The 15,812-nt window shown below is 46.4% G+C and carries 22 protein-coding genes and 1 tRNA gene; 13 read left to right on the top strand and 10 right to left on the bottom strand.

The window, feature by feature from the left end; all coding sequences use genetic code 11:
* From solA to IPG41_03680, 3 genes are all read left to right on the top strand, one after another.
* Window positions 1-1,176 carry an N-methyl-L-tryptophan oxidase gene (gene solA, locus IPG41_03690; protein QQR55628.1) on the top strand — a complete coding sequence of 392 codons (1,176 nt, stop codon included), beginning with the start codon at window positions 1-3 and terminating at the stop codon, window positions 1,174-1,176.
* A gap of 41 nt (window positions 1,177-1,217) precedes the next feature.
* Window positions 1,218-1,508, top strand: coding sequence for a type II toxin-antitoxin system RelB/DinJ family antitoxin (locus IPG41_03685; protein ID QQR55627.1), 291 nt, complete (start codon window positions 1,218-1,220; stop codon window positions 1,506-1,508).
* A 232-nt stretch (window positions 1,509-1,740) separates the two neighbouring features.
* Window positions 1,741-2,310, top strand: a complete 570-nt coding sequence (locus IPG41_03680) for a hypothetical protein (protein QQR55626.1) — start codon at window positions 1,741-1,743, stop codon at window positions 2,308-2,310.
* Window positions 2,311-2,369: 59 nt separating this feature from the next.
* Here IPG41_03680 and IPG41_03675 read toward each other — a convergent pair whose 3' ends face one another.
* The 3 genes from IPG41_03675 to IPG41_03665 form a co-directional block, all read right to left on the bottom strand.
* Window positions 2,370-3,083 carry a hypothetical protein gene (locus tag IPG41_03675; GenBank protein ID QQR55625.1) on the bottom strand — a complete coding sequence of 238 codons (714 nt, stop codon included), beginning with the start codon at window positions 3,081-3,083 and terminating at the stop codon, window positions 2,370-2,372.
* A gap of 80 nt (window positions 3,084-3,163) precedes the next feature.
* Window positions 3,164-3,817, bottom strand: coding sequence for a hypothetical protein (locus tag IPG41_03670; protein ID QQR55624.1), 654 nt, complete (start codon window positions 3,815-3,817; stop codon window positions 3,164-3,166).
* The gene (locus tag IPG41_03665) at window positions 3,721-5,457 is read right to left on the bottom strand and encodes a hypothetical protein (protein ID QQR55623.1); all 1,737 of its coding nucleotides are present in this window, start codon (window positions 5,455-5,457) and stop codon (window positions 3,721-3,723) included. The genes IPG41_03670 and IPG41_03665 overlap by 97 nt, the downstream gene beginning before the upstream one ends.
* A gap of 62 nt (window positions 5,458-5,519) precedes the next feature.
* On the opposite strand from IPG41_03665, the gene IPG41_03660 reads away from it, so the two are divergent.
* Window positions 5,520-6,785, top strand: a complete 1,266-nt coding sequence (locus IPG41_03660; GenBank protein ID QQR55622.1) for an insulinase family protein — start codon at window positions 5,520-5,522, stop codon at window positions 6,783-6,785.
* Here the strand turns inward: IPG41_03660 and IPG41_03655 are convergent.
* Window positions 6,782-7,228 carry a hypothetical protein gene (locus IPG41_03655; protein QQR55621.1) on the bottom strand — a complete coding sequence of 149 codons (447 nt, stop codon included), beginning with the start codon at window positions 7,226-7,228 and terminating at the stop codon, window positions 6,782-6,784. The two genes, IPG41_03660 and IPG41_03655, sit on opposite strands and share 4 nt — an antisense overlap.
* Window positions 7,229-7,370: 142 nt before the next feature.
* Here IPG41_03655 and ndk point away from each other — a divergent pair, with 142 nt between their 5' ends.
* Complete coding sequence (gene ndk / locus IPG41_03650; protein QQR55652.1) at window positions 7,371-7,835, top strand: nucleoside-diphosphate kinase; 465 nt, start codon at window positions 7,371-7,373, stop codon at window positions 7,833-7,835.
* On the opposite strand, the gene IPG41_03645 is transcribed toward ndk, so the two are convergent.
* Window positions 7,832-8,275, bottom strand: a complete 444-nt coding sequence (locus tag IPG41_03645; protein ID QQR55620.1) for a hypothetical protein — start codon at window positions 8,273-8,275, stop codon at window positions 7,832-7,834. The two genes, ndk and IPG41_03645, sit on opposite strands and share 4 nt — an antisense overlap.
* 43 nt (window positions 8,276-8,318) lie before the next feature.
* On the opposite strand from IPG41_03645, the gene folP reads away from it, so the two are divergent.
* The gene (gene folP / locus IPG41_03640) at window positions 8,319-9,116 is read left to right on the top strand and encodes a dihydropteroate synthase (GenBank protein ID QQR55619.1); all 798 of its coding nucleotides are present in this window, start codon (window positions 8,319-8,321) and stop codon (window positions 9,114-9,116) included.
* Between the two features lies 1 nt (window position 9,117).
* Here the strand turns inward: folP and IPG41_03635 are convergent, their stop codons facing one another.
* Window positions 9,118-9,672, bottom strand: a complete 555-nt coding sequence (locus tag IPG41_03635; protein QQR55618.1) for a hypothetical protein — start codon at window positions 9,670-9,672, stop codon at window positions 9,118-9,120.
* Window positions 9,673-9,772: 100 nt separating this feature from the next.
* On the opposite strand from IPG41_03635, the gene queD reads away from it, so the two are divergent.
* The 7 genes from queD to rpe are packed head-to-tail and all read left to right on the top strand — an operon-like array spanning window position 9,773 to window position 13,781.
* Window positions 9,773-10,120: a 6-carboxytetrahydropterin synthase QueD gene (gene queD, locus IPG41_03630; GenBank protein ID QQR55617.1), complete on the top strand. Its 348-nt coding sequence runs from the start codon at window positions 9,773-9,775 to the stop codon at window positions 10,118-10,120.
* Window positions 10,120-10,617: a 2-amino-4-hydroxy-6-hydroxymethyldihydropteridine diphosphokinase gene (gene folK / locus IPG41_03625; GenBank protein QQR55616.1), complete on the top strand. Its 498-nt coding sequence runs from the start codon at window positions 10,120-10,122 to the stop codon at window positions 10,615-10,617. Before queD ends, folK begins: the two co-directional genes overlap by 1 nt.
* Entirely contained in the window at window positions 10,610-11,377 is a 768-nt protein-coding gene (locus IPG41_03620; protein ID QQR55615.1) for a hypothetical protein, read from the top strand. The genes folK and IPG41_03620 overlap by 8 nt, the downstream gene beginning before the upstream one ends.
* Window positions 11,378-11,716 (top strand): hypothetical protein, encoded by a 339-nt coding sequence (locus IPG41_03615; protein QQR55614.1) that lies wholly within the window; start codon window positions 11,378-11,380, stop codon window positions 11,714-11,716.
* Window positions 11,717-11,762: 46 nt separating this feature from the next.
* Window positions 11,763-12,704 carry a ribose-phosphate diphosphokinase gene (locus IPG41_03610; protein ID QQR55613.1) on the top strand — a complete coding sequence of 314 codons (942 nt, stop codon included), beginning with the start codon at window positions 11,763-11,765 and terminating at the stop codon, window positions 12,702-12,704.
* Complete coding sequence (gene rpiB / locus IPG41_03605) at window positions 12,701-13,147, top strand: ribose 5-phosphate isomerase B (GenBank protein QQR55612.1); 447 nt, start codon at window positions 12,701-12,703, stop codon at window positions 13,145-13,147. The genes IPG41_03610 and rpiB overlap by 4 nt, the downstream gene beginning before the upstream one ends.
* Window positions 13,137-13,781 carry a ribulose-phosphate 3-epimerase gene (rpe, locus tag IPG41_03600; protein ID QQR55611.1) on the top strand — a complete coding sequence of 215 codons (645 nt, stop codon included), beginning with the start codon at window positions 13,137-13,139 and terminating at the stop codon, window positions 13,779-13,781. The genes rpiB and rpe overlap by 11 nt, the downstream gene beginning before the upstream one ends.
* Before the next feature lie 11 nt (window positions 13,782-13,792).
* On the opposite strand, the gene IPG41_03595 is transcribed toward rpe, so the two are convergent.
* The 4 genes from IPG41_03595 to IPG41_03580 form a co-directional block, all read right to left on the bottom strand.
* Window positions 13,793-14,134: a tRNA-binding protein gene (locus IPG41_03595; protein QQR55610.1), complete on the bottom strand. Its 342-nt coding sequence runs from the start codon at window positions 14,132-14,134 to the stop codon at window positions 13,793-13,795.
* Entirely contained in the window at window positions 14,134-14,655 is a 522-nt protein-coding gene (locus IPG41_03590) for a YcxB family protein (GenBank protein QQR55609.1), read from the bottom strand. Before IPG41_03590 ends, IPG41_03595 begins: the two co-directional genes overlap by 1 nt.
* Window positions 14,656-14,690: 35 nt before the next feature.
* A complete protein-coding gene (locus IPG41_03585) occupies window positions 14,691-15,509 on the bottom strand; it encodes a hypothetical protein (GenBank protein QQR55608.1) in 819 nt (272 codons plus the stop codon).
* Window positions 15,510-15,689: 180 nt separating this feature from the next.
* A tRNA-Arg gene (locus tag IPG41_03580) sits at window positions 15,690-15,766 on the bottom strand.
* Window positions 15,767-15,812 lie beyond the last annotated feature (46 nt).

The raw sequence follows: 15,812 nt of genomic DNA, 5'->3' as shown, positions 1-15,812 counted from the left end.
ATGCAAAGTTTTGATGTGATTGTTGTTGGCCTCGGAGCGATGGGCAGCGCTGCCGTTTGTCAGCTTTCCAAACGAGGGGTGAAGGTTTTAGGCCTTGATCAGTATTCACCGCCACATACCCTGGGTTCGACTCATGGTGAAACCCGAATAACAAGACAAGCTATTGGGGAGGGAAGTGAATATGTGCCCTTGGTTTTGCGCTCGAATGAGATTTGGAGAGAGCTCGAAAAAAACAGTGGGCAAAGTTTATTTACGATTACTGGCGGTCTTATTGTGGGCGATCCTTCTTCTGTAGAAAGCACTCACGGGACGAAAAACTTTTTGTTGCAGACCATTGATGTGGCGAAGCGTTTTGGCATTTCTCACGAAGTTCTTGAAAATGAGGAGCTTAAAAAAAGATACCCGCTTTTTAAGTTTCGAGATTCGGAAAAGGGTTATTACGAAAATGGAGCAGGTTTCCTTCGCCCAGAACTTTGTGTTGAGATTCAAATTGGGCTTGCTCAAAAGAACGGAGCTGAGCTTCACATGGATGAAAAGGTTCTGGAAATTAAACCCGAAGGGGCTCAAGTCTCAATCAAGACGGACAAGAGTGAATATAAGGCGGGACAGCTTATTGTGACTGCGGGGCCGTGGATTTCTCAGTTGCTTCCTGAATTTAAGGATTACTTCAAGGTTTATAGGCAAGTTCTTTATTGGTTTAAAGTTAAGGATTCGATGAAGAAATACCTATCGAGTACCCTTCCCGTTTATATTTTTGACTTGGGTGGTGGAGACGATATTTATGGATTTCCTATGATCGATGAGGATGAAGGCACTTTAAAATTGGCTTGTGAAGATTATCTTGTGACTATGACTCCTGAACAAGTGAATCGGGAGGTCGGTGCCGACGAAGTGGCGCGAATGTATGACTTGGCCAGTCAACATATTTTGGGTTTGAGCGAAGAATGTGTCCGAACAAGCACCTGTCTTTACACTGTCACTCCCGACTCCAAATTTGTGATTGATCGACATCCGACATTCAAACAAGTGATCGTTGCGTCGCCTTGTTCTGGCCATGGATTTAAGAGCTCAGCGGCCATTGGGGAGGTCTTGGCAGAGCTAGCTACTGTGGGGAAGAGCAGCATTGATATCAGCGATTTCTCTTTGGTTCGGCACTACAATGTATTGACAATGTAGTGCAGCTTAGTTATTCTTGAATTGAATTTCAACTGTATTTTATGTCTACCATTCAAGTTCGCATTGATCCTAAAACGAAGAAACAAGCTAAAAAAATTCTTGATAAAGTGGGGTTGGACATGAGCAGTGCTATTAAAATTTACCTTACTCAGGTCGTTATTTCTCAAGGAATACCTTTCCCCATTCTTACAGAAAATGGGTTGACCCTTCAACAGGAGCGCGAAATTTTAAAAGCTTCGGAAGAGGCAAAACGAGGAATCAATGTAGAAGGACCTTTTCAAGGAGAAGAGGCTATCAAATATTTAAAAAATCTAGCTAAAAATGCAGATTAAGTATGCAAAGCCCTTTGAAAAGGCTTTTTGATATTGGATAAGAAGCGACAAAAGAAAGTTTTGGAAAGTGTCCAAATTTTTCAAGAGTATGATGATTATGCTTTGGCTGTGATGCTCGACGTGGGCACTCATAATCAGGTTTATTGAGCAGTTCTGAAGTTCCGATTGACGTGTTACAGTAAAAGTGTTATAGTTCTCTTTGTCCGGTTCCCACACATTAACCCTCAGTCAAATGAGCTTAGATACCCCAAATGACACTTCCGTTCCATCATTTGATGATTTAAAAAAATTAGATGGCTATCTTGTATCTTGTGCAAGAGCATACCACTCTGGTTCAGGCGAATGGGAACGTCTAGAGGCTCAACCACGGGATTATGGAATAGTCCGAGTCGATCGGAAAGGAGGTGTTGTTGTGGATTCCCCGAATGACATCATATTTGTCTATCCAGCTAATTTTGTTGCTCGTGACGTTAGAGTTGAAGAAGATCCTTCTCTTTATAGAAAAGTCATCGGTGAGAAGCTCACAGAACAGCCATTTGGGGCAGATGTTAAGGGTGTGACTTGGACTGAGTTAAGTTTTCCTGTTCCTTCAGGAGGCCTCACTAGGGATATCCGACAGTTGGTTCGAGTGAAAGATGGCTTAAGAGTTTCCGTGGATAGGACTGGGGCATTTGGTTCAATCTACAAACCAGGTAGTGGAACAGTTGTTGAAATAACGGATCAAATAAAAGATCGTGCAGCAGCCTCAAGTTTTGCCGATAAACAGTATCCGCTTCCCCCTGAGCCCTCACAGAAAGCTTAATCACAATATCACAAAAAAAAGAGACCCGTAGGGGCCTCTTTTTTTTGTCTGCTGGCTAATTAGTAAGTCAGCGGGTTGTAGGTTACGTCGGCATAAACCATCACATCCACCATGTTGGTGCTGGGATCGTAGCTGGTAGAATCTGCCCAGCTGTAAATGTTGAGGTTGGCGATGCTGCCCAAGCCACTTTCCAAAAATTCTTCATAGACTTCTTTCTTGGCGGCCATCAAATCTTTTAAGGTAGGAACAGCGGCCTTTTCTGCTGCAACCAAGTTGCTGACTTTCACTTCACGCCAGTTTTCAAAACCGTTTCGGTAAAGGATGTTTTCAATGTCTTCGGTTTGAGTGGGATTGTTCAAATCCACACGGATGGAGAGGTTTCCATCGTACATTCCAGTGAATTCCCAGTCGGAATAGGTGTAGATTCCGGTGCGCATCACGGTTCCGTATTTGGAAAGTGTGCTTCGAATTTCATTGTAAACTTCATCCAATTCCTCCACAGCTGCTTCTTTGGATTCTGCATTGTCGAGGTAGTAGTTTCCAAAGAGAGTTACTCCGTCTACTTCTGCAGACACGGTGGTGAAGACGTTGATGTAAACGCCGCCCCAGTAGCCGCAACCACCCCCGCAAAGCATGGGTTCGCTGACCATGGTGTTTTCGCTCACTACCACTGTTTCTACAGCTTCTACCGTTTCGGTGAGTGCTTCATCGGCGAAAGCAGCAGGCGCCAGCATGAGGCTGAACATTAAAGCGATTAGATATTTTTTGATCATACTGAAGTGGTGTAAAAAAATAAGAGCCCGTTTAGCATAGGGCTTTTTACTTTTTAAAACAAGGTGCTTTGCCTAGAGCTTTAGTTTTTGTCTGGAGCGACGGAATAGTAGTCGAAGAGGAAGGTCATGATTTTTCGAAGCACTTGTCCGGAAGTGCCCTCCGCCCATTGAGAAGCTTTGGGCAAGTCCATTTTTACAATGACCAAATATTCGGGGTTTTCGATGGGGCCCATCCCTATGAAACTGGCGATGGTTGTTCCTTCCCCTGAAAGTGCAACGCCTCCTTTGTAGGTTTGAGCGGTTCCAGATTTTCCTGCAAAGTAATGTCCGGGTATCGAGATGCTGGCGTAGGATTCCACCACATCCGTCATCATGGCGACGACTTGGTCTGCCGTTCCCTCGGTGAGCACCTGGCGCACAATGGAGGGCTCGGTCTCTTCAACGGTTCCGTCGGGATGCGTGATTTTTTGCACGATGTAAGGCTTCATCATGGTTCCGTTGTTGGCGATGGCCGTGTAGGCCTGGGCCAGTTGAATGGGGGTGAGCGTGATTCCTTGGCCGAAAGATTTGGTCACCATTTCAGATTCGGTCCAGCTTTCGTAGTATTCGAGATCGCCCAAAGCTTCGTCGTTCAGGCCTATTTCGGTGCGTTCCAAAAAGCCATAGGCTTTGAGATAGGTGTAAAATAAAGCGGCTCCCAGTTTTTTGAGATGAAGGTCATGCCGGTGTTGCACGAATGTTCCAGCACTTGAGTCATGGTTTCGAGGCCGTGGTATTCTCGGTTGAAGGTTTCGATGTAGTAATCGTATTTTTGAGTGAGCACGTTGAAGTCCACGCCGACGGCTCCTGAATCGTTGAAGGTGGTGTTTGGGGTCACTTCGCCTGCATTGATGGCTGCGGCCATGACGAGGGGTTTGAATACGGAGCCGGGTTCGTAATATTCTTGAAGCATTTTATTTTTATAGACTTCAGGCCCCCAAATGTTTTCATAAGAAAGCCATTTCCCTTCTTCTTCGGCAGGAAAAATTTGGATGCGCACGTCTGGATCTTCGTGAATGTAGTACCAATAAAGGGGATCTTCTTCTGTGCCTCGCACCACGATTTTATCTTTGCGATCTTCCGGGATTTCAAAGTCGACCTTTTGAAAGACTTCTCCGTAAGAATTGGGATTGAAAGTGGGATACTGGGCCCAAGCCAAAATGGCTCCGGTTTGTGGATTGAGCACGATGGCTTGTCCACTGTCTGGTCTGAATTCTTTCACGCCTTCTTCGAGTAACGTTTCCACTTCGCTTTGAATGGCACGGTCAATGGTCAGAGTGATGTCTGCTCCGTCCACGGCTTCTTCAATGACGGTTTCACCCACCGTGATTTGATTCCTATAGACATCCAACTGAGAGCTGAAAATACCGTTGCTTCCTTCAAGAATTTCGTTGAAAGTTCCTTCCACACCGTAGACACCGTCGCCGGCAGAATTCACATAACCCAGCGCTTGCGCGGCCAATTCTTGTTCGGGATAAAAACGGAAATACTCGTCCTTCATTCCGATGCCCAAATAATAGGGGTCGCGGTTTTCTATATCGGCTTTTTTTCGATCTTCTTCCAAGAGTTTTTCAATTTGTTCAGAAATGGCTGGATCGAGTTTATGTTTGAGTTCCACGTAAGCGTTTTTGCCCTCGAGTTTGTTTTCGATCACTTCCACATCACCGCCAAAAATTTCGGCCAGTTGTTCTGCCACCTTTTTGCTGTCGGTGATTTTTTTTGGGTAAAGATAAAGGTTTGCCTTTTCGGTTAATTCGCTGCCTTGAATGCCTGCCTTCCGGACTTTGTTCTGAGTTTCGGGATCGAGGTCTTCGGCGTATAAAATGGTGTCACGAGTGCGAGTGGACAGAAGTTCTTCCAAATCTTCTTGATAAGTTTCAAACAGCTCTTCATCGGTTTTTAGAGCGAGCTTGGAAAGGGCTTCATTTTTGAGCGTTTCATTCTCCATTTTATTGATGATTTCGAGCTCATCTTCATAGCGAATTTGATCCTGTTCCTTGGCTTGTTCCAAGTCGAAAAGTAGGGGCGCAAACGTTTCAGCCACAAGCACGGGATCGGATTTTTCGGCGATCAAGGTGGGGTCGGCATAAATCATGCTGAGTGTCGTGTTGGTGGCCAAGGTGTAGGCCTCACCCGAGTGGTAGTCCTGCACTAAAATTTCTCCGCGTCGGGCGGGCAAAATGGTGTAGCCGTATTGTTCCACTTCGGCGATGTGTTGATAGTAGCTGTGCGAGATGACTTGCAGATAAAAAAGTTTCAAAATCACCACAGCGGCTAGGGCGTAGACGGCTAGAAAAATAGGAGTGAACCGATTGATTCGTGTGGAAAGCGGCATATTGGAGTGGACGCTGAGCCTTAAGTTTTGTTACCATCCCGGAGCCATCATCCTAAAACACTATGGTTCAAAAAACAACGTTAGACAACGGGCTTCGCATTGTGACGGAAGCGCTTCTTGGGACTCAATCCGTGACGGCTTTGGTGCTGACCAAAGCGGGGTCTCGTTGCGAGGATAAAAACATCAATGGAGTGTCTCACTTTTTGGAGCACATGTTTTTTAAAGGAGCCACCAAATACAAGTCAGCCAAGGAAGTGTCTGAAGCCATCGATGGCATTGGGGGGGAGTTCAACGCATTCACTTCAAAAGAATATGCGGGTTATTATGTGAAATTGGCGGCGCATCACAAAGAGCTGGCGCTCGACGTTTTGTCGGACATGCTTTTGAATGCGCGTTTTGATCAAGAAGAAATCGAAAAGGAACGCGGAGTGATTTTGGAGGAAATCAATATGTATCAAGACACGCCCATGTATCAAGTGGCTTGGGATTTTGAACGGGCTCTGTTTGGGGATCAACCTCTCGGATGGGATGAGGGTGGACCTAAGGATGTGATCCGTGTTTTGCAGCGCGACGATTTTGTGACCTATAAAGACTCTTTGTACACCATCGACAATATGCTTGTGTGTTTAGCGGGAGCGGTGGAGCACGAGGAAGTGGTGAACTTGGTTAAAAAGTATTTCCCCATGCAGCGTAAGGAGCCCACTCGGACTTATCATGCTTTTGAGGCGAATTTGCCCACTTGCGAACGAGTGAAATTGGGCAGCAAAAAAACGGAGCAAACTCACCTTGTGATGGGCGTGAAGGGTTACCCCGAAACGCATCAGGATCACTATGTGCTCAAGGTGCTGTCTTCTATTTTGGGGGGCAATATGAGTTCACGCATGTTCCTTGCCGTGCGCGAGGCGAAGGGTCTGGCGTATTACATTTCTTGTGGTACGGAAGATTATTTGGACACTGGCACTTTTTACACTCGTGCAGGGGTGGATGTGAACCGTGTGGACGATGCTATTCGTGAAATTTTGCTGCAATACGAACTCATTGCGAAAGAAGCGGTGAGTGAGGCGGAGCTCAAAAAAGGCAAAGAGTTTTTGAAGGGCAAACTCACACTTTCTTTGGAAGACTCCGAACATGTGGCTCAAATGCACGCGCGCAATGAACTTTTGTACGACAAACTTCGTTCTTATGAAGACATTGCCACGGCAATCGACCGCGTGACGGTGGCGGATGTGCTGCGTGTGGCCCAAGACTTGATCAAAAAAGAGGCCATGCATCTTGCGGTGATCGGGCCTTATGAAGACAAGGAGAGGTTTGAGAAGTTGTTGGCTTAAGCTTCGGCGATGGTGCCTGTGGCCAGTTGAGTGCCTGCGGCTTTTGCTGCTTCGTGCGCGCATTCTCTTGTTGTAACAAGGATGAAAATGCGGTCTATTCTGTGTTGAATGAGTTCTTGCTCGAGCTTACTTAAGACTTGGTGGTAGTTGTAACTTTTATTAAGTGCTTCTTGGATTTTAGGGTTTTGATTATTTGACGTCTTCCTCAGCATTTCAATGTGGGTTTGCAAAGTAGCCAGCCTTCTGTGCAAAATTTGTTCCATTTCTCCCAATGTTTGCGTGTCTAAATTTCCCAATCGGTCGCCAAAATTTGGATAAGTGGAAGGATCTAATTCGTTAAATCCAGCTTCATTCCAGGCAGTAAAAACTGCTTGAAAGAGATGTTTTAGTTCTGGGGAAAGCCTATCTTCGTCTGGGGCGCAAAATTTTTCTATAGAATTCATGGTGTTTATTTGATGCAGGTGCTTCCTGGCCCCGCCATTCCTTGATTATGGCACTAATTCATTTTAAGTCAAGCTTCACTCTTTTGACTTTTACTCCTTGATCATGCACTTTATGTGGGCTTTTATACTAAATTTTATGGCTATGGAACGCACTCTCGTACTCATTAAACCTGATGGAGTTCAACGCGGACTCGTGGGGGAAATCGTCTCTCGTTTTGAAAAAAAGGGCCTCAAAATGGTGGCCTGTAAGATGATGAAATTGGAAGAGGCGGTGCTTCGTGAACATTATGCGCACATTGCCGACAAACCTTTCTTCCCTGGAGTGGCCAACTTCATGAAGAGCTCACCGGTTTTGGCTATGGTTTGGGAAGGGCTTGAATGTGTGGAGGCAGTGCGACTGATCACTGGTGTGACCAAGGGCCGTACGGCAGATGCCGGAACCATTCGCGGAGATTTTGCCATGAGCGTGTCTTGCAACGTGATTCACACTTCCGACACCGTTGAAAATGCGGTTAAAGAGGTCGCGCGCTTCTTCAACTCCGATGAATTGCACGAATATTTCAAGAGCGAGTACGAGCACGTCTACAACGAAGAAGAGCGGGCTTAAGAGGCCAAGCGGGCGGTCGCGTTTTGCCTTTGCCTAGTGACGAAGTTTAAGATTTCCTCAGAGATTGTTTCTATGTTTGCAGAACTCCCTTTTAGGACTGCTGTGATGAGAGGGTATGTTTTGGGTGGGTAAGCCCTTTGAATACTTAGAATAATGTCTTGATCCCCAGATATGACAAAGATTCGACGAGCGCTTTCATTTGCGATTGAGTTTAAAATGTCCAATGCGGTTCCATCTTGATACTGTCCATCTAAGATCAGCGCTAGGGCGGGGTGCTTTCGAATGGAAGCGATGATTTGCTCCACTCTTTTTCCAGTTTGATCGATGCCTTCGCAGGTGAGATTTGTATAGATTGGGATCAAGTCTTCATACGTTCTTCGCAAGACTTCATCATCCTCTACCACTAGCACCTCCGCAGTTGTTTCGTTTGGACTTGTCATTTTAAGCGCTGTAGAATTGAGCTCGTTTTATCTTAACATAAAAATGTCATCAGTCAATACATCATTCATGGCGGTGCTCAACCTCACTCCAGATAGTTTTTCGGACGGAGGGCAGTTTGTGGAATTTGGTGGCAATAGAGATTTGCTCGAAATGGCTCGGGAATTTTTGGAGGATGGGGCGAGCATTTTGGACATTGGGGGAGAGTCGACAGGGCCGGGGAGCAAGAATGTTTCTTTGGAGGAGGAGAAAGTGCGGGTGATTCCGGCCATCGAAAAGATTCATGCGGCTTTTCCGGAGGCGATCCTTTCCATCGATACGTGGAAAAGTGAAGTGGCTGAGGCGGCGCTCAAGGCAGGGGCGCGGATGGTCAATGATGTGACGGCTGGGCGAGGAGACCCGCGCATTTTTGAGGTGGTGGCTCGCTGGGGCGTGCCGATGGTTTTGATGTATTCCAAGCAAAATTCGCCGCGTACGGATCGGGAAGTGGTTCATTATGAAGATGTGATGAAAACCGTTCTAGGCTTCTTGCAAGAACGGATTGCTGCGGCTGAGGCGGCAGGGGTGAAGGAGCTTTGGGTTGACCCTGGCATGGGGGCTTTTGTGAGTGGGGAGCCGGCCTATAGTTACGAAATCATCGAACGCATTGAGGAACTGCGAGTGCTCGGCAAGCCTATTTTGGTGGGCACCTCTCGCAAAGGTTTTTTGGGGGAGGATCGATTGGGCATGACCCTGTGGACCACTTTGCAACTCCAAAACAAAGTGGACTGTTTGCGAGTCCACGATGTTTTAGAAAATGCGACGGCGGTAGAGGGTTTCTGGCAATCTGAGATAGCGACCTGATTTATTTTTGAACGTAGGGGGTCAAGAAGGTGCTGAGGGCAGGGATATAATCAGGGTAATAAGCCTCTGTTTTTTCTGTGAAATAATGCATGGAGGGGCATTCTGCTGCAGGCAAATCCAAACTTGTGCTGGCCAGTTTTGCTCCGCTTTGAGCTGCATACAGGTCCACGGTGTAAGTGGCCGGGTACAGGTCTAAGGTGTAGGTTTCGCCTTCCACGTCAAAATCGCAGGTGCCACTTTTTTCTTTTGGAGTGAAGCTGACACAGCTCACGAGTTGATATTTTTCGGCTTCTTGCCAGTCCACTTGCCAGTTTTCAGCTAAGGCAAAGCTCCTTTCGAGGTAAGGTTCTTGTTGCATTCTATCGAACAAAATCACCGGATGAATGCCGGCTTCTTCGGTGTAGGCTGCGGCTTCGGGCAAGGGGGTTGCGTTGCACACTTCTGCAAAATCGGAAGTGAAAAGAGTTGGAGTTTCGACTATTGGGGGAACAACCGGAGAACTGTTGCACGCGGAAAGACTGAGGAGGCAAAGCGCTAAGAGGGCGATTTTTCGCATGGGGGGGAGGGGTTAGTGTTTCTACTATAAACGCCTTGGACTTGTCACTTCAAGGCATCTTATTCTTCCCTTTTTGGGGTTTTACCTCTAGGATGGACTCATGTTCGTTTCTAAAGAATTCACTTTTGATGCCGCGCATTTTCTCACGAAATATCATGGGAAATGTGAACGACTTCATGGGCACACGTATCGTCTGCGGGTGACGGTGGAGGGTCCGGTGAGGGAAGACGGAATGGTGATGGATTTTGTGGATCTGAAAAAATGCGTCAAAGACAAAGTCATCGATCGCTATGACCATCAAAATCTCAATGACTTTTTTGAAAATCCTTCGGCAGAATTGGTGGCGAAAAAGATTTGGGAAGATTTGCTTGACGAACTGCCTGTGAAACTCAGCGAGGTCACGCTTTGGGAAACGGCGGAAAGTTTTGTAACTTATAGAGGAGACTGATGCATGTTTTTTTAGGTTTAGGTACGAATTTGGGAGATCGGGAGGCGAACCTTGTTTTGGCTCGTGATTTGCTCATGAAGCACGATGTTTTGGTGATGGGACAATCCAATGTGCTGGAGACGCAGCCTTTGGGTGGGCTCGATCAACCGTTGTATTTGAACCAAGTGGTGGAATGCCAGACGGAACTTTCACCCCAAGAGCTGCTCAAGGCCTGTAAGACGGTGGAAGCCGAAATGGGTCGGCCTAAGGAAGAGGGGAGGGCCGGTAATGTGCAGTTGGGTTTTGCAAAAAAGACAGATTTGCGTTGGCAATCTCGCATCATCGATATAGACATTTTGTTTTATGGGAATTGGATTGTGAAGGAGCCGGAGCTGGAAATCCCTCATTATGGAATGGCAGAGCGTGCCTTCGTTTTGCAAGGGCTTTGTGAATTGGCTCCTGAATTTGTGCATCCTGTTTTGAAAAAGCCATTGAAAGCTTTGCTCTCTGATGCATAATGCAAAGGTGAACACTCGACAACGTGAACTTCGGCTCGCTGCTTTGAACCTCATTCGCAAAAGAGGCACTGGACACAGTGGACGCATGCTTTCTTCCATTGATCTTTTGGAAGGGCTTTATTTTGGAAAGGAAAACGAGCGCTTGGTCTTTAGACACAACCCTAAAATCCCCCAGGCCGAAGACCGTGACTACTTTGTCTTGTCTAAGTTGGAAGCTTTACCCGCTTTGTATGCAGTTTTAAAAAAAGATGGATATCCTTTACCGGATATTTTACCGGACCTTCCTGAACGAAAGATTCCGGGCGTTGAAGTGAGCGTTAAAACTCATGGCTCTGGGCTTTGTACGGCGGTGGGCATGGCTAAAGCGGTGCAAATGGACAGACGAAATCAGCATATTTTTTGTCTAGTTGCCGATTACGAACTGGATCATGGAAAAACTTGGGAAGCCATACAATTTGCGGCTGAACAAAAACTGGAACGCCTTTGTGTGGTGGTCGATGAAAACGATGCCCGCGACCAACCCATCCAGGAACGTTTTGAGGCTTTTGGATGGAAAGTGATCAAACTCAGGGATGCCCATGACCATGATGAAATTGTCTATGGCTATATGAAGGCGCGCCTCACTTTGCGCAAACCCACCTGCATTTGGGCGCCCACCGTGAAGTCGGCCGGAGTGCCTTTTGCAGAGCGCAAACCCGAGTATGATGATGTGGTTTTTTCAGATGCAGAATATGAAGAAATTCGTAATATCTTACTTTAAATGCTCGATACCAAACTCACTCAACTTGCGCTGAAAATTAAAAATATGGTTGTGATGGACCTGCACTTTCCTCAGCCGCTTTGTCCTGAATTTCGGAAAAATTATGAGACGCGATTTTTACATGTGCCGTGTCGGGAGGGCATGGCTTTGGAGGTGGCGGCTGGCATCGCCAGTGCCGGCAAAATTTTGGTCCTTGTGGGGGCTAGTGGTTTGTCTTTAGAGCGGCTGGATCCCACTTTGAATGTGAAAGTTTTGGAAGCGAATTCTCAAAGCAGTTGGGATCATTTGGAGGAGCAGGTGCGTGCTTTTGGGCCTGCTCGCCTCTTTATTCCAGATTGATTTCATACGGCGGCTGACGTAATTTAAGAGCAAGCTTATTTCACGCATGGCCTTCAAAGACCTCAAAATCTATTCCGGCACCTCGCATCCCACTTTGGCGGCAGCGATTGCACGGGCCCTTCGTTTGCCGCTTTCAAAAATGTCGGTGTCCCGTTTTGCATGTGGAGAAATTTATGCAAAGCCGGATGAATCGGTGCGTGGCAGTGCGGTTTATTTGGTTCAAACGTGCACGGGTCAAGTGAATGAAGATTACATGGAATTGTTCATTATGATCGACGCGTTGAAGCGCTCTTTTGCCCGAGAAGTGCATGTGATTATTCCTCATTTTGGCTACGCTCGTCAGGATCGTATTGCAACGCCTCGTGAACCCATCAGTGCCAAACTCATGGCGAATTTAGTGGCTGCGGCGGGGGCCGATCATGTGATTTCTATTCACTTTCACAGTGATCAAACTCAGGGATTTTTCCCTTTTCCAATGGACAACTTGCACACACGTAACCTCTTTGTTGAATTTTTAAAAAAGAAAAGGTTCAAAGATCCGGTGATTGTGGCTCCAGATGCAGGAGCGGCTAAGGAAGCCGGACGACTCGCTCAAACTTTGGATTATCCGCTTGCGGTGCTCACAAAAAAACGTCCTCGTTTCAATGTGGCAGAAGTCACGGCGGTGGTGGGGGATGTGGAAGGTAAAACGTGTATTTTGGTGGATGACATGGTGGACACGGCTGGCTCTGTGTGTGCAGCTCATGCAGCACTTTTGGAACAAGGAGCCAATCCCGATATTTATTTGGTGGCTACGCATCCGGTGTTTTCTGGTCCTGCAGTTCAGCGTTTGAAAGAAACGCAATTTAAGGAAGTGATTGTTACCGATACGATTCCTCTTCCGCCTGAAAAGCAATTCAAAGGATTGACCGTTCTTTCGGTGGCGCCTTTGCTGGCGCGCGTGATTCGCAGTGTGCATGAACATAAATCTGTAACTCAAGCCATATGACTCTTTACATAGGCAGCGATCATGCTGGGTTTGCTCTCAAAAATGTGCTTCGCGATCATTTGAAAAACAAGGGTTATGAAGTAACGGATCTTGGCAGTTTTGAAGCCGAGACAAAAGTTGATTACCCGGATATTGCTCGCGAAGTGGCTGAGAAGGTGAAGTCCAATGCCGGAAGCGCCGGGGTTCTTGTTTGTGGAACAGGGATTGGAGTGGCGATTGCGGCCAATAAAGTGAAAGGGATTCGTGCCGCCAATGTGCATGATGTGACGGAAGCGAAATATGCGCGTCTTCACAACGATGCCAATGTGGTGACCGTGGGCGCTCGCACAATGGGTGAAGAAACCGCGAAAGAAGTTTTGGATGTATTTGTGAATACCACTTTTGAGGGAGGGCGCCATATCCCTCGTGTGGAGAAAATTAAAGCCATTGAAGATGAGCAATAAAATCCTGATTGCTCCGTCTATTTTGTCCGCGGACTTTGGTCGGCTGAATGAAGAAATTGCTTCTGTTGAGCCTTATTGCGATTGGATCAGTGTGGACGTGATGGATGGACATTTTGTGCCCAATATTACGGTGGGCATGCCTGTGGTGAAAAATCTTAAAACGAAGCTGCCCATAGAATGCCATTTGATGATTGAGCACCCTGAGCGTTATGTCGAAGCGTTCATTAAAGCAGGAGCACAGATTGTTTCGGTGCATTATGAAACCCTTGGTGAACAAGGAGAACAAGTGAGGGAAGTATTGGGTCACATTCGCGATTTGGGAGCGAAGGCTTCCTTAGCGATTAAGCCTGCTACTTCGGTATTGGTTTGTGAACCGTTTTTGGATCTCATGGACTGTGCGGTGGTGATGAGTGTGGAGCCTGGGTTTGGGGGACAAAAATTCATGCCTGAGGCGCTGGATAAAATCCGTTGGCTTCGTGAGCATAAACCCGAGCTTGATATTATTGTGGACGGGGGAATGAACGCCGAAACGGCCAAACTTTGCCGCGAAGCGGGGGCGAATGTTTTGGTGGCCGGTTCTTATGTCTTTGGAGCGGCGGATCGCAAGGCGGTCATTGAGAGTCTGCGAGCTTAGAACGATGGCCTCTAGACCAGTTTCGATCCGTTGATGGCTTTTTTGTCGGGACTGGCGAGGATTACGGCACCGTTTTCATCGTAAAAACCGGTGGTCAGGACTTCTGAAATAAATGGGCCAACTTGTTTAGGTGGAAAGTTGCACACGCAAAGCACTTGTTTTCCCACCAATTCTTCTTTTTGATAGTGTTTGGTGATCTGAGCGCTGGAATGTTTCACTCCGAGTTCGGATCCTAGGTCAATGGTGAGTTTATAGGCGGGTCTGCGTGCTTCTGGAAAATCCTCTGCGGTGAGGATGGTGCCCACACGCAGCTCCACTTTTTCGAAGTCGGACCAGGTGATGAGCGCGTTCATTAAGACTTTTTTTGAGGGACTTTTTTAAAGAAAGCTTTTGCTTCGTTTTCTTGTTTTTTGTCTTTAAAAGCGGATTTAGGCAGGAGTAGGCCTTGTAGGCTTGCTAAACTCAAAAGGTAGTAATCTGGGTATTCACGCACTTCATTGAAGACCTTCCATTGAAATTCACTTTTTATGCCTGCTTGACTTAGGGTGATTTTTTTGGAGTCCAAAACCCAGCTTTGAGTTTCCAGAAAACGTTTTCCGCTGCTGCCTTGGAAGTATTTTTTATAGCCGTTTCTGAAAGTCCGTTTGATGATTTTTGGATAGAAAACTACTAAAACTGTTCCGAGAATCAGCACGGTAAGAGATGGCATTTTTTCTTGGGTCATCAGCCATATCCCCAAAGTAAACATCAAAACGCCAAAGCTTAGAATCAATCGGCTTTTCACGCATACTTTTTTGTAAGCAGCTGAATGGAGGTACAGCTCCATGTACATGAAAGTGAGTTCCTTGGCGGTGAGTTTGAAATTGAGTTTCATTTTGATTTCATTTTAAGGCTTGATGGAAGGAAAGGCTAGGGAAAAACCACACTATTCAAGATGGATTTAAATTGAACTAAAGCTTCTTTTTCTTCGCCCACATTGTAATAAAAGAAAAGAAACGGTGAATTTGTGGGATCTGTTTGATCCACTCTTACAATGATCATGTTTTTTTCAAAATCGATGGGATTTTCACAGAGCAGAAGTTCCCACGTCCTTCTCATGTCATCCATAAAAGATTCATTTTTAACCCCATCTGCACAACGAGATTCATCAATGGAAAAATCCGTACTTGGAACGAAGGCAAGTATTTCTTCTTCTGTCAGTGTATAAAAACTTCCACCTCCCTGACGCCATTCTGCGGGGTATTGGAAGCTGAAAGGTGCATCCTCTGCTTCAGGGAAGGATTTGAATTGTGGCGGCAAGTCCTTCATGAAAAAACTGGGAATGACGCCCTGCTGAATATCGTTCCAAACTTCCTTTGCAGCCTCATCTCCCTCAAGTGAAAAATAATAATAGTGATAAATCTCAGAAGTGCCGAGATGAATGAGATCCGGGGAGGCAAGTTCATGAGCCGAAACATAGACATCAAAAGAAATGTCTGTAATGTCGGTAGCCCAAGAAAATACGGCTTGAGCCTCATCCAAAGCTAAAGAGGTATTTTCTCTTAAGAGCCAAGCTTCAGGGATATTACTGAAACCAAATCCATATTCCTCATTGGTGTATTGCCCCGAAAATGTGTATTTAGATGCGTGATCGATCTGACTTCTAATGAAGAGTTGAACAAGAAGAAATAAACCCACAAAAATGAGAATGAGGAGAGGGATGGAGAAGAGGGTGAGTCGCGCTTTCATTTAAAATGGTGACCGCGGCAGGAGTATACCTCGCTTTGCTCGGTATGCACACCTGTCGTCGCTCAGAAATAGAAAGTGAACTTTCTGCTTCACTCGCTCCTAAGGTGCTTCGAACCTGCGGTTCTTCTCCTCACTACTGCAAATAACCATTTTGCTGACGAGACTAGCCCATCATCAAAATGGTGACCGCGGCAGGAGTCGAACCTGCGACCCTCAGCTCCGCAAGCTGATGCTCTATCCAACTGAGCTACGCGATCACGTGGGCGCATCTTAAGGCTAAAGGTGCGTTTGTGCAAGAGCTAG

This window comes from Candidatus Peregrinibacteria bacterium (assembly GCA_016699145.1).
In the GTDB taxonomy this organism is placed as follows: Bacteria; Patescibacteriota; Gracilibacteria; order UBA1369; family 2-02-FULL-48-14.
Note: the sequence above shows the minus strand (reverse complement) of the source record. Positions and strands in the feature narration are given on the sequence as shown.

Coding starts and splice junctions, on each gene's coding strand:
- IPG41_03610 (QQR55613.1), top strand. CDS start 11,763: ATGGCCTTCAAAGACCTCAAAATCTATTCCGGCACCTCGCATCCCACT.
- IPG41_03635 (QQR55618.1), bottom strand. CDS start 9,672: ATGCGAAAAATCGCCCTCTTAGCGCTTTGCCTCCTCAGTCTTTCCGCG.
- rpiB (QQR55612.1), top strand. CDS start 12,701: ATGACTCTTTACATAGGCAGCGATCATGCTGGGTTTGCTCTCAAAAAT.
- IPG41_03620 (QQR55615.1), top strand. CDS start 10,610: ATGCATAATGCAAAGGTGAACACTCGACAACGTGAACTTCGGCTCGCT.
- rpe (QQR55611.1), top strand. CDS start 13,137: ATGAGCAATAAAATCCTGATTGCTCCGTCTATTTTGTCCGCGGACTTT.
- solA (QQR55628.1), top strand. CDS start 1: ATGCAAAGTTTTGATGTGATTGTTGTTGGCCTCGGAGCGATGGGCAGC.
- IPG41_03665 (QQR55623.1), bottom strand. CDS start 5,457: ATGCCGCTTTCCACACGAATCAATCGGTTCACTCCTATTTTTCTAGCC.
- IPG41_03585 (QQR55608.1), bottom strand. CDS start 15,509: ATGAAAGCGCGACTCACCCTCTTCTCCATCCCTCTCCTCATTCTCATT.
- IPG41_03655 (QQR55621.1), bottom strand. CDS start 7,228: ATGAATTCTATAGAAAAATTTTGCGCCCCAGACGAAGATAGGCTTTCC.
- IPG41_03680 (QQR55626.1), top strand. CDS start 1,741: ATGAGCTTAGATACCCCAAATGACACTTCCGTTCCATCATTTGATGAT.
- IPG41_03685 (QQR55627.1), top strand. CDS start 1,218: ATGTCTACCATTCAAGTTCGCATTGATCCTAAAACGAAGAAACAAGCT.
- IPG41_03660 (QQR55622.1), top strand. CDS start 5,520: ATGGTTCAAAAAACAACGTTAGACAACGGGCTTCGCATTGTGACGGAA.
- folK (QQR55616.1), top strand. CDS start 10,120: ATGCATGTTTTTTTAGGTTTAGGTACGAATTTGGGAGATCGGGAGGCG.
- folP (QQR55619.1), top strand. CDS start 8,319: ATGTCATCAGTCAATACATCATTCATGGCGGTGCTCAACCTCACTCCA.
- IPG41_03675 (QQR55625.1), bottom strand. CDS start 3,083: ATGATCAAAAAATATCTAATCGCTTTAATGTTCAGCCTCATGCTGGCG.
- queD (QQR55617.1), top strand. CDS start 9,773: ATGTTCGTTTCTAAAGAATTCACTTTTGATGCCGCGCATTTTCTCACG.
- IPG41_03645 (QQR55620.1), bottom strand. CDS start 8,275: ATGACAAGTCCAAACGAAACAACTGCGGAGGTGCTAGTGGTAGAGGAT.
- ndk (QQR55652.1), top strand. CDS start 7,371: ATGGAACGCACTCTCGTACTCATTAAACCTGATGGAGTTCAACGCGGA.
- IPG41_03590 (QQR55609.1), bottom strand. CDS start 14,655: ATGAAACTCAATTTCAAACTCACCGCCAAGGAACTCACTTTCATGTAC.
- IPG41_03595 (QQR55610.1), bottom strand. CDS start 14,134: ATGAACGCGCTCATCACCTGGTCCGACTTCGAAAAAGTGGAGCTGCGT.
- IPG41_03615 (QQR55614.1), top strand. CDS start 11,378: ATGCTCGATACCAAACTCACTCAACTTGCGCTGAAAATTAAAAATATG.